General features: G+C 63.5%; 15 protein-coding genes. 3 read left to right on the top strand and 12 right to left on the bottom strand.

Annotated features, from left to right (window positions below):
* Nucleotides 1-99: 99 nt before the first annotated feature.
* Nucleotides 100-1,548, bottom strand: coding sequence for a peptide MFS transporter (locus NX775_RS22395; RefSeq protein WP_441295289.1), 1,449 nt, complete (start codon nucleotides 1,546-1,548; stop codon nucleotides 100-102).
* Between the two features lie 317 nt (nucleotides 1,549-1,865).
* Here NX775_RS22395 and ppnN point away from each other — a divergent pair, with 317 nt between their 5' ends.
* Nucleotides 1,866-3,287, top strand: a complete 1,422-nt coding sequence (gene ppnN / locus NX775_RS22390) for a nucleotide 5'-monophosphate nucleosidase PpnN (RefSeq protein WP_258837987.1) — start codon at nucleotides 1,866-1,868, stop codon at nucleotides 3,285-3,287.
* Nucleotides 3,288-3,346: 59 nt separating this feature from the next.
* Here the strand turns inward: ppnN and lysS are convergent, their stop codons facing one another.
* The 3 genes from lysS to prfB all read right to left on the bottom strand — a co-directional run bounded on the left by lysS (nucleotide 3,347) and on the right by prfB (nucleotide 6,724).
* A complete protein-coding gene (gene lysS, locus NX775_RS22385) occupies nucleotides 3,347-4,882 on the bottom strand; it encodes a lysine--tRNA ligase (RefSeq protein WP_258837986.1) in 1,536 nt (511 codons plus the stop codon).
* Between the two features lie 52 nt (nucleotides 4,883-4,934).
* The gene (locus NX775_RS22380) at nucleotides 4,935-5,606 is read right to left on the bottom strand and encodes an HAD family hydrolase (protein ID WP_258837985.1); all 672 of its coding nucleotides are present in this window, start codon (nucleotides 5,604-5,606) and stop codon (nucleotides 4,935-4,937) included.
* A gap of 13 nt (nucleotides 5,607-5,619) precedes the next feature.
* A protein-coding gene (gene prfB, locus NX775_RS22375; protein WP_258837984.1) for a peptide chain release factor 2 occupies nucleotides 5,620-6,724 on the bottom strand; the annotation gives its coding sequence in 2 pieces (ribosomal slippage) (nucleotides 5,620-6,642 and nucleotides 6,644-6,724; 1,104 coding nt in all).
* A gap of 132 nt (nucleotides 6,725-6,856) precedes the next feature.
* Here prfB and NX775_RS22370 point away from each other — a divergent pair.
* Nucleotides 6,857-8,881, top strand: a complete 2,025-nt coding sequence (locus NX775_RS22370; RefSeq protein ID WP_258837983.1) for a bifunctional 2',3'-cyclic-nucleotide 2'-phosphodiesterase/3'-nucleotidase — start codon at nucleotides 6,857-6,859, stop codon at nucleotides 8,879-8,881.
* Between the two features lie 65 nt (nucleotides 8,882-8,946).
* Here the strand turns inward: NX775_RS22370 and NX775_RS22365 are convergent, their stop codons facing one another.
* The 7 genes from NX775_RS22365 to NX775_RS22335 all read right to left on the bottom strand — a co-directional run bounded on the left by NX775_RS22365 (nucleotide 8,947) and on the right by NX775_RS22335 (nucleotide 15,046).
* Nucleotides 8,947-10,635, bottom strand: a complete 1,689-nt coding sequence (locus NX775_RS22365) for a PAS domain-containing protein (protein WP_258837982.1) — start codon at nucleotides 10,633-10,635, stop codon at nucleotides 8,947-8,949.
* Between the two features lie 78 nt (nucleotides 10,636-10,713).
* A complete protein-coding gene (locus NX775_RS22360) occupies nucleotides 10,714-11,034 on the bottom strand; it encodes a DUF2288 domain-containing protein (protein ID WP_258837994.1) in 321 nt (106 codons plus the stop codon).
* A 17-nt stretch (nucleotides 11,035-11,051) separates the two neighbouring features.
* On the bottom strand, nucleotides 11,052-11,741 hold the full coding sequence (locus NX775_RS22355; protein ID WP_258837981.1) for an RES family NAD+ phosphorylase: 690 nt from the start codon (nucleotides 11,739-11,741) through the stop codon (nucleotides 11,052-11,054).
* Complete coding sequence (locus NX775_RS22350) at nucleotides 11,738-12,175, bottom strand: MbcA/ParS/Xre antitoxin family protein (protein ID WP_258837980.1); 438 nt, start codon at nucleotides 12,173-12,175, stop codon at nucleotides 11,738-11,740. Before NX775_RS22350 ends, NX775_RS22355 begins: the two co-directional genes overlap by 4 nt.
* Nucleotides 12,176-12,273: 98 nt before the next feature.
* Nucleotides 12,274-13,101, bottom strand: a complete 828-nt coding sequence (locus NX775_RS22345; protein ID WP_258837979.1) for a hypothetical protein — start codon at nucleotides 13,099-13,101, stop codon at nucleotides 12,274-12,276.
* Nucleotides 13,091-13,819 carry a hypothetical protein gene (locus tag NX775_RS22340; RefSeq protein WP_258837978.1) on the bottom strand — a complete coding sequence of 243 codons (729 nt, stop codon included), beginning with the start codon at nucleotides 13,817-13,819 and terminating at the stop codon, nucleotides 13,091-13,093. Before NX775_RS22340 ends, NX775_RS22345 begins: the two co-directional genes overlap by 11 nt.
* Nucleotides 13,820-15,046: a sialidase family protein gene (locus NX775_RS22335; RefSeq protein WP_258837977.1), complete on the bottom strand. Its 1,227-nt coding sequence runs from the start codon at nucleotides 15,044-15,046 to the stop codon at nucleotides 13,820-13,822.
* A gap of 241 nt (nucleotides 15,047-15,287) precedes the next feature.
* Here NX775_RS22335 and NX775_RS22330 point away from each other — a divergent pair, with 241 nt between their 5' ends.
* Nucleotides 15,288-16,388, top strand: coding sequence for an MBL fold metallo-hydrolase (locus NX775_RS22330; RefSeq protein ID WP_258837976.1), 1,101 nt, complete (start codon nucleotides 15,288-15,290; stop codon nucleotides 16,386-16,388).
* A 28-nt stretch (nucleotides 16,389-16,416) separates the two neighbouring features.
* Here NX775_RS22330 and NX775_RS22325 read toward each other — a convergent pair whose 3' ends face one another.
* The gene (locus NX775_RS22325; protein WP_258837975.1) at nucleotides 16,417-17,526 is read right to left on the bottom strand and encodes a metallophosphoesterase; all 1,110 of its coding nucleotides are present in this window, start codon (nucleotides 17,524-17,526) and stop codon (nucleotides 16,417-16,419) included.
* Nucleotides 17,527-17,614: the final 88 nt, after the last annotated feature.

Below are 17,614 nucleotides of genomic sequence, written 5' to 3'. Positions count from 1 at the left end.
GTGACCCCGGCTTTTGCCAAGTTCTCCAAACGATGCGAGGTGGCAGAAACAAAAACGGCGGCCTGCAGGCCGCCGTTTTTTTATTGCTGCGCAGCGTTGTTACTTCACGCCGTGCATCAGCTTCTGGATCACCGGTGCCAGCAGCACCAGCAGGATGCCACCGCCCAGCAGCGACAGCAGGCCGAAGTTGTAGCCGTCGAGTGCCGATGCCACCGTCATGCCGGTTTCACCCGAGACGTGCGAGGCGAAGATGCCCGACAGGTTGTTGCCGATACCGGTCGACAGGAACCAGCCGCCCATGCCCAGACCGACGAGGCGGGTAGGGGCCAGCTTGGTGACCATCGACAGGCCGATTGGCGACAGGCACAGCTCACCGACCGACTGGATCACGTACACCGCGAACAGCGTCCAGAACGGGATCTTGCCGTTACCGTCGATCAGCTGCGACAGGGCGTAGACCAGCAGGCCGAACGCGATGCCGTTGAAGATCAGGCCCAGGCCGAATTTGCGCGGGATCGATGGGTTGGCGTTTCGTTTGCCCAGCCACACCCAGACGGCGGCGATGATCGGTGCGAAGACGATGATGGCCACCGAATTCACCGACTGGAACCAGGCGACAGGGAAGGTCCAGCCATTCAGGTCGCGGTCGACGATGTTATCGGCCAGGAAGGTGAACGAGCTGCCGGCCTGCTCGAAGAAGCACCAGAACAGGACGTTGAAGAAGAAGATGATCATCATCGCCCAGGTCTTGTCGCGCGCGACCTTGCCTTCGCGGATACCTTCGATGATCAGCATCGCGGCCAGGCCGATGAACAGGACCGTCAGCAGGATCTGCAGGTTGGCGGCGCCTGCTTGCAGCAGCATGTACACGATCGGGATCACGATGAGTGCGCCGACGATGACGACGGCCAGACGCTTCGGGCTGGCCAGTGCGCCGACCGGTGCGCCGATGCCCTGGAGCGTCTTGCGGCCGATGAAGAACCAGACCAGCGAGATCAGCATGCCAATGCCCGAGGCCAGGAACACGATCTTGTATGCCGGCATGGCGGCAGTGCCGAACACTTTTTCAGCCAGCAGCTGGGTCAGGATCGGTGCAAAGAATGCGCCGACGTTGATGCCCATGTAGAAGATGGTGAAGCCGGAATCGCGACGCGTGTCATTCAGCGCGTACAGCTGGCCGACCATGGCCGAGATGTTCGGCTTGAACATGCCGTTACCGACGATGATCGTGGCCAGACCCAGCTTGAACACGTCCTGATTCGGAATCGAAATCATGAACAGGCCGGCCGCCATGAAGATGGCGCCGACCAGGATCGAGCGTTGATAACCGATGACGCGGTCGGCCACGTAGCCGCCGAAGACGGCGCCGGCATACACCAGCGCGAGGTAGGAACCGTAGGTGAGGTTGGCACTGGCCTGGCCTGCCGCGTCGCCGGCATAGAACTGGCCGACGATGTAGAGGACGAGTGCCCAACGAATGCCATAGAAAGCGAAGCGCTCCCAGAATTCCGTCATGAACAGCATCCACAGCGGTGCTGGATGGCCCATGATCTGCTTGAACTCTGGAAGAGGTCCCCGAGCTGGGGTAGTAGCTGCACCGCTCATGCGGTTCCTCCCGAAAATGTAATGACAAGGTAATTGTTATATGGCGCTATTCGACGGGCGAACGTTCCAATAGGCACGCATTCTAGTGCATATCCTGCATCATACGAAGCTTTTTTGCCGGTGCGCCAACGGGTCCCGAACATGGTGCACTGCACCCTGTTTTGGGGCGCGCATGCGCCATCGGATTGGCGTATATTGCTGTACAGGACGGTCAGATTATTGGCAGTCCGCATCACAGAATCGAACGAGGACATCAGACCATGACGCAAGCAGCAAGTGAATTACCCGTAGTAGATACCGAGCTGTCCCCCGAAAGCCGGCAAGTCGTCGACACGCTGATTTCGCCGGAAGGCCAGCTCGAAGTGCTGTCCAAATCCGAAGTCAGCAAGCTGCTCGACACCGGCCGCACCGGCCTGTACGACGTGTTTCGTAAATGTGCGCTTGCAGTACTCAATAGCGGCAGCGACATCGACGACGGCAAGGAACTGCTCGAGCGGTACGAGAGCTTCGATATCAGCATCCTGCAGCGCGAGCGCGGCATCAAGCTCGATATCCGTGGCGCGCCGGCCAGCGCGTTTGTCGATGGCAAGATGATTCGCGGGATTCACGAGCACCTGTTCGCCGTACTGCGCGACATCGTGTTCGTCAACTTCGACGTCACCGACAACCCCAAGTTCGACCTGACCCGTACTGACGGCATCACCGACGCGGTATTCCACATCCTGCGCAATGCCAACGTGCTGCAGGCGCAGCGCAATCCCAATCTGGTCGTGTGCTGGGGCGGCCACTCGATCTCGCGCATCGAGTACAACTACACGAAGAAGGTCGGCTACGCGCTGGGCCTGCGCGAACTCGATATCTGCACCGGCTGCGGCCCGGGCGCGATGAAGGGGCCGATGAAGGGCGCCACCATCGGTCACTCGAAGCAGCGCCTGGCGGGCGGGCGCTATTTGGGCATCTCGGAGCCGGGCATCATCGCGGCCGAATCCCCGAACCCGATCGTCAACGACCTGGTGATCATGCCGGACATCGAAAAGCGCCTCGAAGCCTTCGTACGCACCGGCCATGGCATTGTCGTGTTCCCGGGCGGCGCGGGCACGGCCGAAGAAATCCTGTACATCCTCGGCATCCTGCTGCATCCCGATAACGCCGAGATACCATTCCCGCTGATCTTCACCGGCCCGGCATCGTCGCGCGATTACTTCACGCAGATCGACGCCTTCCTGGCGCTGACGCTGGGCGAGGCGGCGCAGAAGCGCTACCAGATCATCATCGACGATCCGGATGCGGTGGCGGTGGCAATGGTCAAGGGCATCAGCGAAGTGCGCGCCTTCCGCAAGGCGCACAGCGACGCCTACTATTACAACTGGCGCCTGAAGATCGACCACGAATTCCAGAAGCCGTTCCGTCCGACGCACGAGAACATGCGCAACCTCGACCTGCACCGGGGCATCCCGACGCACCTGCTGGCGGCCAATCTGCGCCGGGCGTTTTCGGGTGTCGTGGCCGGGAATGTGAAAGAAGAGGGGATCCGCGCGATCGAGCAATTCGGCAAGTACGAGATTCGTGGCGAAGCCGCGATCATGGGGCCGATGGATGCGCTCTTGGCGTCGTTCGTCGAACAAAGCCGCATGAAGTTGCCGGGCAAGGCTTATACACCTTGCTACACCATCGTGCAGTAACCATAAAAAAAGGCCACCCGAAGATGGCCTTTTTCATGCGGGCGTCAACGCCCTGACACTCAGTCTTCCTTGCGCAGGTGCGGGAACAGCAGCACGTCGCGGATGTTCGGCGAATCGGTAATCAGCATCATCAGGCGGTCAATGCCGATGCCGCAACCACCTGCCGGCGGCATGCCGTATTCGAGCGCGCGGATGTAGTCGGCGTCGTAGAACATCGCCTCTTCATCGCCCGCATCCTTGGCTTCGACCTGCGCCAGGAAGCGCGCTGCCTGGTCTTCAGGGTCGTTCAGCTCCGAGAAGCCGTTGGCGATCTCGCGGCCGACCATGAACAATTCAAAACGCTCGGTCACGCCGGCACGGGTGTCCGATGCGCGCGCCAGTGGCGAGACTTCGGCCGGGTAGTCGACGATGAAGGTCGGTTCCCACAGCTGCGCTTCGGCGGTTTCTTCGAACAGTGCCAGTTGCAGCGCGCCCAGGCCGGCGGTAGCGAATGGCTTGACGCCGAACTTCTTCAGTTCGGTCTTGATGAACTCGGCGTCGTTCAGCTGCTCCGGCGTGTAGCCCGGCGCGTATTTGTCGATCGCTTCGATGATCGTCAGGCGCTGGAACGGCTTGGACAGGTCCAGCTCACGGCCACCGTACGACAGCACGGCGCTGCCATGGGCATCGACCGCCGCCTGACGAATCACCTGTTCGGTGAAGTTCATGATCCACTTGTAGTCGGTGTACGCCGCATAGAATTCCATCATCGTGAATTCAGGGTTGTGACGGACCGAGACGCCTTCGTTGCGGAAGTTGCGGTTCACTTCGAACACGCGGTCGAACCCGCCGACCACCAGGCGCTTGAGGTACAGCTCCGGTGCGATACGCAGGTACATTTCCATGTCCAGCGCGTTGTGGTGCGTGACGAACGGCTTGGCCGCGGCGCCGCCCGGGATCGGATGCAGCATCGGCGTTTCGACTTCCATGAAGCCGTTGTCTTCCATGAAGCGGCGCATCGACGACATGGCGGCGGTGCGCGCCTTGAACGTGCGGCGCGTGTCCTCGTTCATGATCAGGTCGACGTAACGCTGGCGGTACTTGGTTTCCTGGTCGGCCAGGCCGTGGAACTTGTCCGGCAGCGGGCGGATCGCCTTGGTGATCAGGCGCAGCCGGCTGACCTTCACCGTCAGTTCGTCGACCTTGGTCTTGAACAGCGTGCCTTCGACGCCCAGGATATCGCCCAGGTCATAGCTGCGCAATTCGTCCATTGCGGCTTCGCCGGCGCTGTCGAGCGTGATGTAGATCTGGATGCGGCCGCTGGCCGACGGGCCCGAGCTGTCCTGCAGCGTCGCGAACGCCGCTTTCTTGCCCGCTTCGCGGCGCAGCATCATGCGGCCTGCCAGCACCACCGGAACCGGCTCGGCTTCGAGTTCTTCGCGCGTTTTTTCGCCGTACGCCTGGACCAGGTCGGCCGCCTTGTGCTGCGGGACGAAGTCGTTCGGGAACGCGACGCCTTTTTCGCGGATCGCCGCCAGCTTGACGCGGCGCTCGGCCATGATCTTGTTTTCGTCGGCGCCTTGCAACGGTGCCTGTTCTTGGTTCTCGGTGGTCATAGTGGTTGTTGTTGATATTGGTTGAACGTGCCTGCGATGCATTCAGCAGTAGTTAGGACAGCGAGAGCAGCGCTTCAAAGTCCAGCTGCGTGAAGTCGTTGACGATCGCGATGACGTTGTCGAATTCGGCAAAGGCCTCGGCTGGCAGCGTGGTGGTGAGCACCACGGCGCGCATGCCGGCGCGGCGCGCCGCTTCCACGCCCAGCGGCGCGTCTTCGAACACGATGCAGTGCGCCGGCAGTACGCTGCAGCGGTCGGCGGCCTTGAGGAACACGTCGGGATGCGGTTTGCCGCGCGGTACGTCCACGGTGCCGACGACGACCGCGTCGAACTTGCGGTGCAGGTCCATCTCGTCGAGGATGAAACTTGCGCTGCCTGGCGAGGCCGACGTGGCCACTGCCAGGGCCCAGCCATATTCGCGTGCGCGGTCGATGAAGGCGTCGAAGCCGTCGATCGTGCGCCGGTGCGGGCCATACAGCTCGCGGTACAGCACTTCCTTTTCGTGGTTCAGCGTGGCCAGTGCGTCGTCGTCCAGGTCTGCGCCCAGATAGTGACGAAGGATTTCCTTGCCCTGACGGCCGGCCGTGTCGCGAAAGAACGCATCGGGTTCGATGGTCTGACCCCGCCGCGCGAAGAACGTGATCCATGCACGGGTGTGGAAGTCCATATTGTCGACGATGGTGCCATCCATGTCGAAGATCAGTGCGCGGGCGGGTGTCGTCATGAGGGGTAGGCCTTTATACGTTTTGCTTCAGGGACGCCGAAATGAAATCATCGAGGTCACCGTCCAGGACATTCTTGGTGTTGCCGGTCTCGAAGCCGGTACGCAAATCCTTGATGCGCGACTGGTCCAGCACGTACGAGCGGATCTGATGGCCCCAGCCGACGTCGGTCTTGGAGTCTTCGAGCTTCTGCTGCTCGCTCATCCGGTTGCGCAGTTCGAGCTCGTACAGCTTGGCGCGCAGCATGTCCCATGCTTCGGCCTTGTTGCGGTGCTGCGAGCGGTCGTTCTGGCACTGGACCACGATGCCCGACGGGCCGTGCGTCAGGCGCACTGCGGAGTCGGTCTTGTTGATGTGCTGACCGCCAGCGCCGGACGCGCGGTAGGTATCGATGCGCACGTCGGCCGGATTAATCTCGATCTCGATCGAATCGTCGACTTCCGGATACACGAACAGCGACGTGAACGACGTGTGGCGGCCGTTGGCCGAGTCGAACGGCGACTTGCGCACGAGGCGGTGCACGCCGGTTTCGGTGCGCAGGTGGCCGTACGCGTACTCGCCGTCGACCTTGATCGTGGCGGTCTTGATGCCCGCGACTTCACCGTCGGACTGCTCGAGAATTTCGGCCTTGAAGCCTTTGCGTTCGCAGTAGCGCAGGTATTGACGCAGCAGCATCGAGGCCCAGTCCTGCGCCTCGGTGCCGCCGGCGCCGGCCTGGATGTCGATGAAGCAGCTCGCGTGGTCCATCGGATTGGAGAACATCCGGCGGAATTCCATCGCCTCGATGATCTTCTGGATCGCCTCGACGTCGCCCGCGACGGCTTCCATCGTGTCTTCGTCGCCTTCCTCGCGCGCCATCTGGAACAGGTCCAGGGCGTCGGCGAGATCGGCCTTGGCTTTCTCGAGCGTCAGCACGACGCCCTCGAGCGCCTTCTTCTCTTTGCCCATTTCCTGGGCGCGCTTCTGGTCGTTCCAGATGGCCGGGTCTTCCAGCTCCTGGTTGACCTGTTCTAGTTTCTCTGACTTCTTATCGAAGTCAAAGATACCTCCGAAGTTCGGCCTCACGACCCGTCAGGTCGTTCAGCAGGGCGGAAATGGCGTTGATGCGTTCGGCTTCCATGATATCGGCAGTCTCAATGTGGGTTGAATCGAACCGGGGATTATACCCGACGCGTAGCCCAATGTAGCGCTATGGCTTGCCCGGCGGCAGGGCAAGGGGTACCATCGCGCGGTCTCGTTACCCGGATTCCCCATGAACCGCTCCCTGCGTCATCAGATCAGCACCGCGCTCGTCACTACCTTCGCCCCATTGGTCCTTATTGTTCCCGCCCACGCTGCTACCAAGGCGCCGGCCGGCGCCACCGCCGTGCTGGCCGTGCTGGAAACCTCCGACCTGCACGCCAACGTCGTCGGCTACGACTACTACAAGCTGGCCGCCGAGCCGTCGATCGGCGTCGACCGCACCGCCACGCTGATCAAGGCCGCGCGCAAGGAATTCGCCAACACGCTGTTGCTCGACAACGGCGACACGATCCAGGGCACGGCGTTCGCCGACTACCAGGCGCTGGTCAAGCCGCCCGCCTGCAACGAGGTGCTGGGCATTTACAAGATCATGAATGCGCTGGGCTACGAAGGCGGCACGGTCGGCAACCACGAATTCAACTACGGCCTGCCATTCCTGAACCGTGTCACCGGCAGCCAGTTCCAGGTCAAGGGCGTCGACAAGGGCACGCGCTGCGCCGGACCGGCGTTCCCGATCGTGCTGGCCAACGTGAACAGCCTGCAAACAAAAGCGCCGCTGTTCGCGCCGTACCAGATCATCGACAAGAAGATCACGGCGCGCGGCCCCGATGGCAAGCCGGTCGAGACGCTGGTGAAGGTCGGCATCATCGGCTTCACGCCGCCGGACATCATGGCGTGGGACAAGCGCTGGCTGGAAGGCCGCGTGGTCACTGCGGGCGTACGCGAGACGGCCGAAAAATACATCCCGGAGATGCGCAAAAAAGGCGCGCAGCTGATCGTGGCGCTGGCGCACGGTGGCCTGGATGACGCGCCGTATTCTCCGGCCATGGAAAACGCCAACTGGCACCTGGCCAAGGTGCCGGGCATCGACGTCATGCTGATGGGGCACGCGCACCAGCTGTTCCCGAACGCCGACAGCACGGTCTCGCAATTCAACCTGCCGGGCGTGGACAAGGCGCGCGGACTGGTGCACGGCGTGCCGACCGTGATGCCGAGCCAGTGGGGCAAGCATCTGGGCGTCGTCCAGCTGCACCTGGCCTACAACGGCAAGACCTGGTCGGTCGACAAGGACAAGACCGTCGTGGAGGCACGCGCCACGCAGACGGGACCCAAGACCTTCGTCGAACCGGACGCCGAGGTAGTCGCCCTGGTGCGCGCCGAGCACGAAGCGACAATCGCGTACGTGAAAACGCCCGTGGGCCGCTCGGCGTTTCGCATGACGAGTTATTTCGCGGACGTGGGCGATCCGTCGGCGCTCGAAGTCGTCAACCGCGCGCAGGCCGAGTACGTGAGCAACTACGTCAAGACCAACCTGCCGCAGTACGCCGGCGTGCCGGTGCTGTCGGTGTCGGCGCCGTTCAAGGCGGGCTTTCCGAGCGTAGCGGATTACACCGACGTGCCGGCCGGCGACCTGGCGCTGAATAACGCGGCCGACCTGTACCTGTTCCCGAATTCGCTGTATGCGGTGAAAGTCGATGGTGCAGGTCTGAAGGCGTGGCTGGAGACGGCGGCGCAGCGCTTCAACACGATTGACCCGGCGGTAGCCGCGCCGCAGGAGCTGGTCAACACGCGCTTTCCGAGCTTTAACTTCGACACGATCACGTCGAAGGATGTCAGCTACGAGATCGACGTGACCAAAAAGCCGGGCGAGCGCATCGTGAACCTGACGTATCTGGGCAAACCGGTGGCGCCGGCGCAGGCATTCCTGGTGGCGACCAACAACTACCGCGCCAGTGGCGGTGGCGGCTTCCCGGGGCTGGATGGCAGCAATGTCGTCATCGCGTCGCCCGACAACAACCGCGACATCCTGATCGCGCACATCCGCGCGGCCAAAGAGCTGACGCGCGCGTCGCACGGCGCGGCGCGCAGTTGGCGTTTTGCGCGGGTCGAGACGAAGGGACAGGTGGTGTTTCACTCGGCGCCAGGCCTGGAAGGGCTGGCGCGCGAGGCGGGGCTGAACAATGTCAGCCAGGTGAAGGCCGATGATGGCAGCGGCAAGGGGACGGCGCTGTACGCGGTCGATCTGTCGAAGTAAGCCGTTTGACGGCGGTGGATGCCGGCCCGGGGGCCGGCATTTTTTATTGGCTGTCCCGTGCGGCGTTACTGGCTCAACTGGGTCAACTTGCTCACCATGTCAGCCAGGTCGTGCAGCTTGAACGGCTTGGGCAGGATTTGCAGGTCGGGCGCGGAATCAGGCCGTTCCAGCGCGTTTTCGGAGTAACCGGTCGCGGCCAGTGTGGCAACGCCGGGGTAGGTGCGCCGGACAATGTCGATCAGTTGCAGGCCGTTCATCCCGCCCGGCATGATGACGTCTGAAAATACCAGGTCGACCGTGGTCGATTCGAGCATGACCAGTGCCGCTTCACCGCTTTCCGCCTCCATTGTTTCGTAGCCGAGCGAAGAGAGGAACGCCGCCGACATTTCGCGCACATCCGGATTATCGTCGACGACCAGTACGCGCTTGGGTGCAACGCCTGGTGTCTGATCATCAGGCGCAGGCGCAGGGTCGTTTCCGTCTTGCAGATCGTCTTGCACATGGCTGACCACCGGAAAGATCATGCGTACCTGGGTGCCCTTGCCGACTTCGCTGTCGAGCTCCAGCCGGCCATGGGATTGCTCCGCGAAGCCATGCACCATGGCAAGACCCAGACCGGTACCCGGGCCTTTCGTGGTGAAGAACGGCTCGGTGGCGCGCGCCATGACGTCACGCGACATGCCTTCGCCAGTGTCGGAAACACAGATAACGACATACTCATCGCCCAGCAGGCGATGTGCTTCGATTTTTTGCTTGTCACGCAGCACCGACGTACCGATGGTGATGGTGCCGCCCTTTGGCATCGCGTCGCGCGCGTTGATCAAGGTGTTGAGCAGGGCCACTTCGAACTGGTGCGGGTCGATGCAGCACTCCGGCAGCGCAGGGCGCAGATCCAGGCGCAGCTCGATCTGTTCGCCCAGCGTGCCGACCAGTATTTCACTGAATGCAATGACGTGGCTGTTCAGGTTGACCAGACGCGGCTCGAGGCGCTGCTTGCGCGCAAACGCCAGCAACTGCTGCGTGAGCTTGGTCGCCTTTTGCAGCGCCGCCTGGCTTTTCGCCAGCATCTTGCCGGTCAGGTCTGGATTGGACAGACTCTTGAGTGCAATTTCCTGGTTTCCGATCGCCACTTGCAGCAGGTTATTGAAGTCATGTGCCAGCCCGGCAGTGAGCTGGCCGATGGCTTCCATCTTCTGCGCCTGCGTGTAGGACATCTCGGTAATGCGGCGCGAGGTAATGTCGAGCTGTGACGCAAAAAAGTAGAGCAGTTCGCCGTCCTTGTCGAAGACCGGACCGATAAACAGCCCGTTCCAGAACGGGGTGCCATCCTTTTTGTAATTCAGGATATCGACTGCCACCGCCTTGTGCTCTGCCAGCGCGGTGCGCAGTTCGTCGATCACAGCGCGGTCGGTATCGCGCCCTTGCAGAAAACGGCAATTGTTTCCCAGAATCTCGTCAGGCGTGTAGCCAGTCAGGTCGAGAAATGCCCCGTTGACGAACACGATCGGGTTGTCCTTCTGGCGCGGGTCGGTCACGACCATCGGCATGCGCGTCATTTCGACCGCCGCGAAGAAAATATTGTCCTGGTTGGCGAACCCCGACTGGGAAATTGAACTGGACTTCCAGTGCTCCACGCCCGGGTTGCCCATCGGATTGTAGGCACTACCTTCCACGTCGCCGCCAGCCTTGACACCCACGCTGCCGTTTGCCTTCACCAACTCGTCACCGTCGTCGCGAGAAAATGCGCTAACCATGCGAAATCCTATCAAAATAATAACTTAACATAGGCGCCGGATTATTGTAGCCATGCAGTCACGGGTGCCTCCGGCGCTTCAATGCACCGGCTTCTTCTCATCCTGCACCAGCACGAACGGGCTCACCACCGATGCCCACAGCGTCGCATCCGTCGCCAGCCAGGCCTGGGCCTGCGCGTCGCTGACCTTGGCCACCTGGCCGTCGCCCATCCAGCGCGTGATGCTGTCACGGTCATCGTGCGCGATGCGCAGCGCGACATCGATCAGGTCCAGTGCGCCTGACACCCACACCACGCTGCCGCTGGCAAAGTGGCGTTGCAGCTCGCTCCATGCGACGCGGCCGGTTTCTCGGTTGATCTTGTCGTGCAATTCGGTGTCGTTCTCGGGTTTGGTCTTCATGTGCATGTTAAATCTGGTCAAAGAATCTCGACCGCAGGTTGCGGCGAACCCGCCCATGTTAACCGATAGGTGTGCGCCTTGCGCACGTTGCCCACCAGCGCCGGCCGGAAGCACGCCAGGCACGTGCCGCCGGCATGCCGCACGCTGGGGAAGATCACGCCAAGCGAGCCGGCGCCAAGCAACTCGTTGGCCAGCGCCTGTGACGCGACGTAGCTGGCCGGGTCGAGGCAGGCCTCGAAGGCAGCGATGCCGCGCAGGTCATGAAAGGTCGCACTGAAGTCGGCCAGCAGGCACTGGTAGCTGACGCTGTCATCGAAACGGTTGATCTCGGCGTATTCGACGGTCTTGTGGAAAATGACTTCGGCCAGCGACGTGGCCGCGTCGAACCCGCAGTACCAGGCGCCACGCTCGCCGTCGTTGAAACGGCTGCCTTCCGGGCGCGCATAGGTGAACGCGGCATTGATGATCCGAAAGTTCGGCACGCCGAACACCAGTTCGTCCATGCCGATGCCAGGCGCCTGGCCGGATTCGGCGCGCAGGCGTTCATTGGTGGCGTTATCGAGGTCGAACAGGTCGCGCAGCGCATCGTCGCTGTCGGCCAGGGGGGCGAGCACCGAGTCTTCGACATCGGCGAAGCGCGACGGGATCAGGCGGCAGGTGTCGAGCTGGCGCAGCAGCGTCAGCCTTGGCGTGACGTGCGAACTCACAGGCCGCCGCGCCGTGCGTCGAGCAGCTTGCGCACGGTCTGCATCGCCAGCAGGCCGCCGGCCTGCATGAAGGCGAGCGGCGTGCGGCCGGCAAAAATCGGGTTGGTGTTGGGCAGGCGCACCCATTCGTCGGCGAGTTTGTCGCCATACAGGATGTGCAGGCTTTTGTAGATGCCGAGCAGGTACGAGATGCGCGTGATGCGGTCGACTTCGAGTACCCGGTCGGGGTTTTTCTTCCAGTCGTAGAACGACGACGAGGACAGGCCGCCGAGCAGCTCGCGTGCATCGTCGTCGCGCAGGCCCCAGGCGGTGGCGAGCCGGAAAAAGCCGGTCAGGGCCGAGCGCGACAAACGCTCGCGTTCGGCCTTTGAGGTCAGGTCGACCAGCGTCGCCGGCTCGAAGCGGCTCTTGGGGTAGGCATAGGCAAGGCTCATGATTTCTCCGGTTTTGGAGTATTTATACTCCAATTCTGGGTCAATCGCAAGCCATGCATCGGAAATGCGCACCGGGCCGCCCGGGCGCGAGGCGTGAATCAGTCGGCGCCCACGGCGGTGACGATTGCGCCAGCGCCGGCACTGAGCATCCAGCCCGTCATGAGCAGGTAGAACATCAGGAGCGTAAACAGCACTGACACGCGGCGTGCATCGAGGCCGGCAAACAGCGGCTTCTTGTCGTAGGCGACGCCGACGAAGTAGGCGCCGAACACGGTGGCCAGGTAGTGCACGGCGCCGAACGTCTCGCCCAATTCACCCTTGCGCGGATGGTCGATCAGCAGGTGTGACAGGATCACCAGCACCAGGTATGGAATCGAGGCGGCCAGCGGCGGCAGGTACAGGCCGAAGCGCTCGACGAAGGTGCGCACCGCCGGCCGCTTGCGCGCCAGCAGGGGCAGGAACAGGTTGTGGATCAGGCCCGAAATCAGGATGATCTTGAGCAGCACGGCCTTGTGCAGGCTTTCCTCGCCAAAGCCCAGGTTGTGCAGATTGGTTTCAGCCTGGCGGTTGTTCTGCACGAAGAACTCGGGCGACTGGATTTGCAGGATGCGCTGGAACCAGCTGATTTCTTCCAGCGCAGCCACGGCGACCAGGCCAGTCAGACCAAGCAGCACCAGCACTTCGAGCCGCATGCCGCCGTTCTTCCAGCGGTCCACGGCCACGTAGCCGAGCAGGCCCGACGTGAGCGAGAACGCCAGGAACTGCATCCATTCGACGATGCCATCCTCGACCAGCAGGCGCGAGAGTTCGTGCGGATTGCCCGACCATGCCAGCGCCAGCAGCAGCACGAATGCATTGATGATGGTGGCCGACATGATGACCGGATGTTTGTACCAGGGATGATTGACTGCTAACTTATTGACCACCAACTTGCTCCTTCAGAGACGTAAAATGTTCAGCCGCGATTGGCTGCAGCACGGGACCCGGTGCGGGATCGGGATCGCCATGACTTGATGGGCTGCGCTCAGCGGCGCGGCGCCCCGTACGGCGCAGCGCGCCGGCCAGCAGCGCGGCAATGGCCCAGCCAAACAGCAGCGGGTCGAGCAGGGCGTCCCACAGGTTGCCGCTTGGCAGGCGCAGCACCGAGAACAGGACGACGGCGCCCAGCACCGCTGACGCAATCCCGCGCCCATGATTGCGTACGATCGCCAGGGCACAGGCGCAGGCGATGATGACCGCGACGACCGGCGCCAGGACGCCGCCGAAACCGGCGTAATAGTAACCGCTCGTGAGAAAGCCGACTGCGTCGAGGTACAGCAGTGTCCCGGCGACGGCCAGCACGCCCGCCAGCGATGGTGGCATGGCCGCGCTGCGGCGGGCGCCGTTCCAGCGCTCCGTCAGACGCACCAGGCAGCAGCCCACCAGCAAGCCGCTGGGATACTGGAACGCCAGACCCAGGTACCAGGCGGGCGACAGGTTGCCGGGCAGCGCCATCAGGGCCAGTGCGCCAGCCAGGATGGCAGCCACCCCGGTGCGCGCGAGCGGCGCGGCACCGCGCCACAGCGCGCAGGCCACGGCGGCCGTGACAATCGCCCAGCCAATGCGGCTGTACACGATCTGGCTTGCGAGATCCGGCAGTGTCATCTAGGTGGAACCTTCCGGTTGAATACGGTAGCGATGGTGCGCAATCGCCTGGCGCTGCCATGTGTAGGTAATGTGCAGCTCGTTGCCGACCTGCTGCATCGACGGGTACGAAAATTCGTCACCGGCCGGCCCCTTGGCGATATCGGCGATCGTGCGCCAGGTGCGCATGTCGTCCGAGATCGACAGGCGCAGGATGCTGCGCGCCGATGCGCCGCCTTCGACGTGATTATGCAGCATCAGAAACTGACCGCTGGAAAGACGTATCGCGGCGACCGACGTGCTGTAATTGGGCAGGTCGAGTGCAGGCAGATCGCGCCAGGTGGCGCCGCCATCGAGACTCGCTGCATGCTGGACCAGCTGCTGTTCGCTGTCGTCGCGCATCAAGGCGCGCACCTCGTTCTTCGAGATGGCGACGAGGGCCGGCTGCAGTGTCGTGGTGCTGTTGCCGATGCGCGCCAGCGTGGTCGGGTTGCCATCGGCGTCGAACGCCATCAGCATCGGGTACTTGTTGCCGATCTCGAAATACACAGGGAGCCACCAGCCGCCATCGCTCAGCATCAGCGGCGCGGTGCGCACCAGCGCGCTCGTGTTGAACAGGGGCGAGGTCGGCAGGATGCGGCGCACGTGGAAGGTGGCGCCCTGGTCGTTCGACACCAGGTGCGCGATGCGCGCCGCGGCCCAGCCGCCCAGGCCCGTGGCCACTACGTACAGGTGGATCTTGCCGGTGCGGTCGGTCCAGGCGACGGGGTTGCCGATGCGGCGCACGCCGAAACCCAGTTCGGCGCCCAGCGTATCGCGGCTGGCGACCATCCTTGGCGCGCTCCACGCACCATGGCCCCAGGTCGAGGCAAAGACTTTGACATCCGGGCCGCTCTCACGGCTGCCGGCCCACCAGAACGCGAGCATGCGATTGCCTGGCAGGGCGGCGAGCGTGCTGGCGTGGGCCGATGGCATGCCGCGCGGCGCGGGGATGTGGGCGTGCGAGAGTTCGGTGAGCGTCACGCGGCCAGGGCTGGTCGTGTTCAGGGTGGGCACAGTCGGCACGGCAGCTGCCATGGCGGCTGCGCCAGACGTGGCGCGCCAGCGCAGCGCCTCCGCCGCGATCACGAGCACCAGCACGGCAAGCAGCAGGCCGCCGAGAAGGATCGCATGATGTCTAGGCGGCCGGGGGATCGCGGACTTCTCCATTCGCTTCCAGTCGAGGAACCCGGCAAGTGCGTTGCGCACGGGGTTCGGGCAATGAATTTTTCACCGGTAAGGTCATGCCAATGTCGCGGGCGCCAGCGTACGATCGTGACCGGGAAAAGGCGCTATCCTACCGTAAAGCAGCGAGAAAGAACATTGGGCGTTCATAAAAGACGCGTCGTTACGCGCCGAAACGACGCGGCGATTCGCACCCCACGCGCGGTTGGCAACGCGGCCTGAACACCGCCTATACTGGCTTTTTTGACGCCTCTAGCATTGCCGCATGCACACCATACTGACTCCCTTGCTGTCTGCTTCCGTCCTTGCGTGCGCGCTGTTTGCGAGCGGCTGTGCGCACCGCAATCCGTATTACGACGCCGCCAAAACCCATCATCGGGTCGAGGGTTTTGTGAACAACTATCCCTCCAACCCGGCGTATCAACGGCCGCCGCGCGGCTTCTTCGAGGGCTGGGCGGCGCGGATCGCCAACTGGACCGAGGACGCCGCCGTGCGGGCGCCGCTGGCGCCGATTGCGCCGGTGGCGCCCGATCTGGCCTTCATTCATGCCAACCGCAGCGAGCCGGCGCTGACCTGGATCGGCCATGCGACATTCCTGTTCCAGAGCGGGACGGGCGTGAACATCCTGACCGACCCCGTGTTCGACGAGCGTGCCTCGCCGCTGCCGTTCGCGGGACCCAAACGCCATCAGGCGCCGGGTGTGGCACTGGCCGACTTGCCGCGCATCGACGTCGTCCTGCTCAGTCACTCACACTATGACCACCTGTCGAAGGCATCGCTGCGCGCGCTGTACCGCCAGCCGGGCGGGCCGCCGCTGCTGGTGGCGCCGCTGGGCGTGGACGTCTGGCTCGAGAAGAACGTGACGGGTGGCGACCGCTCGCGCACCGTCAAGCTCGACTGGTGGGAAAAGACGGTGTACCGGGGACTGGAACTGCACCTGCTGCCGGTGCATCACTGGTCGGCCCGCTCGCTATGGGACCGCAATGCGACGCTGTGGGGCGGCTTTGCCGTTACGCGTCCGGGGTTTGCATTCTTCTTCTCGGGTGACCTGGGCTATTCGAAGGACATCGGCGACATCGACGCGCGCTTCGGTGGCTTCGACCTGGCGGCCATCGGTATCGGCGCCTACCAGCCGCTGTGGTACCGCAATTCGCATGTGAGTCCCGACGAGGCGGTGCGCATCCACCGCGAGCTGCGCATCAAGCGCAGCGTGGGCATGCATTGGGGGACGTATCCGATGGGACAGGAGCACCTTGACCAGGCGCCGCGCGACCTGGCGCTGGCTCGCGCGGCGCAGGGCGTGGCGGATGATGCGTTCTTCGTGATGCGGCACGGGCAAACGTACAAGCCACCCATCGCGCCGTGAGTGGCGGCGGGGTGGTCGTACGCCCAGGTCAGGGCTGGGCGCGCAGGGTCAGCTTGACGATCTCGCCCGGTTGCCAGAGCCGCATGCGCGGCCCCCAGCCACCGGCGCCGCGGCTGACCACCAGCTGCATGTGGCCGATGCGATACCAGCCCACCAGGTAGGGAAACTCGCGCTGGGCCAGATAGGTGAATGGCCAGACCTGGCCGCCGTGGGTGTGCCCCGAGAGCATCAGGTCGATTTCCTTTTGCGCGGCGCGCTCGATCAGGCCGGGATCCGGGATGTGCGAGAGCAGAATGGTCGCGCCGTCCAGTGGCTTGGGGAGCGTGCGTTCGAGACCGGCATTGACGTCGCGCCCACCGCGTCGGGCACGCCCGATATCGTCCAGGCCCGCCAGGTGCAGGCCCGGTGCGATCTCGACGTGCTGGTCGCGCAGCCATTTGACGCCGCCGGCTGCGAACTCGTGAATCGTGCCGCCGGCGTCGCCATAGTACTCATGGTTGCCGGTAATGGCCCAGACACCCATGGCGGGCCGCAGGCGTTTGAGGACAGGTGCGAGCCGGGCGTCGTTGATCGGCTCGTCTTCGACCTGATCGCCCAGCATCACGACGGCATCCGGATCGACGGCATTGATCTGATCAACCCGCGCGCCAAGCCACTCTGCGCGGCGCTGGGCCCCGAGGTGCGTATCGCTGATCGCCACCAGCACGGTGCCATCGAGCGCCTTGGGCAGGCCGGGCAGGGTGACTTCCTGCTCGACGATCGCTGGTGCACGCATCGCCTGGAAGATCGCGAAACCGCTGACCGAGACGCCCGCGATCGCGCCGAGGGCCAGAATGCGCGGGGCCCAGGTACGCAGCCAGAAGCCGAAGCCCGTGATGATGTCGGCCAGCAGCAGATACTGCGTCATGCAAAACAGCACGCCCAGCCACGTCATCGAAAACTGCCCCGGCCACCAGCGCCAGTCAAGCGCCGCATCGCCGAGCTGCACGCCCCACAAATAAAACGCCCACAGCACCACGGCGCCCACCCACCAGACGCGCGCCGGCACGCGCGCGCGAACCGGCCCCAGCGCGTACAGGCGATGCGCCACATAAAAATGCATCAGCGAGCCAACGAAATTGATAATGATCGAAAACATGCATGCTCCCGCCAGCAGCCAGCCAGCGCACAGGGAATGAAGGGGGAATGGCCAAACCGGCAAACCGGCTCATCATAGCGAACACGCC

The organism is Massilia aurea (assembly GCF_024753205.1).
GTDB classification, from domain to species: Bacteria; Pseudomonadota; Gammaproteobacteria; order Burkholderiales; family Burkholderiaceae_D; genus Telluria; species Telluria aurea.
The sequence above is the reverse complement of the archived record's forward strand: the minus strand, read 5'-3'. Positions and strand labels throughout refer to the sequence as shown.

Bases quoted from the DNA above. Each gene is read 5' to 3' on its own strand.
- NX775_RS22360 (WP_258837994.1), bottom strand. From the start codon at position 11,034: ATGAAGACCAAACCCGAGAACGACACCGAATTGCACGACAAGATCAAC.
- NX775_RS22350 (WP_258837980.1), bottom strand. From the start codon at position 12,175: ATGAGCCTTGCCTATGCCTACCCCAAGAGCCGCTTCGAGCCGGCGACG.
- NX775_RS22365 (WP_258837982.1), bottom strand. From the start codon at position 10,635: ATGGTTAGCGCATTTTCTCGCGACGACGGTGACGAGTTGGTGAAGGCA.
- ppnN (WP_258837987.1), top strand. From the start codon at position 1,866: ATGACGCAAGCAGCAAGTGAATTACCCGTAGTAGATACCGAGCTGTCC.
- NX775_RS22325 (WP_258837975.1), bottom strand. From the start codon at position 17,526: ATGTTTTCGATCATTATCAATTTCGTTGGCTCGCTGATGCATTTTTAT.
- NX775_RS22395 (WP_441295289.1), bottom strand. From the start codon at position 1,548: ATGGGCCATCCAGCACCGCTGTGGATGCTGTTCATGACGGAATTCTGG.
- lysS (WP_258837986.1), bottom strand. From the start codon at position 4,882: ATGACCACCGAGAACCAAGAACAGGCACCGTTGCAAGGCGCCGACGAA.
- NX775_RS22330 (WP_258837976.1), top strand. From the start codon at position 15,288: ATGCACACCATACTGACTCCCTTGCTGTCTGCTTCCGTCCTTGCGTGC.
- NX775_RS22380 (WP_258837985.1), bottom strand. From the start codon at position 5,606: ATGACGACACCCGCCCGCGCACTGATCTTCGACATGGATGGCACCATC.
- NX775_RS22340 (WP_258837978.1), bottom strand. From the start codon at position 13,819: ATGACACTGCCGGATCTCGCAAGCCAGATCGTGTACAGCCGCATTGGC.
- NX775_RS22370 (WP_258837983.1), top strand. From the start codon at position 6,857: ATGAACCGCTCCCTGCGTCATCAGATCAGCACCGCGCTCGTCACTACC.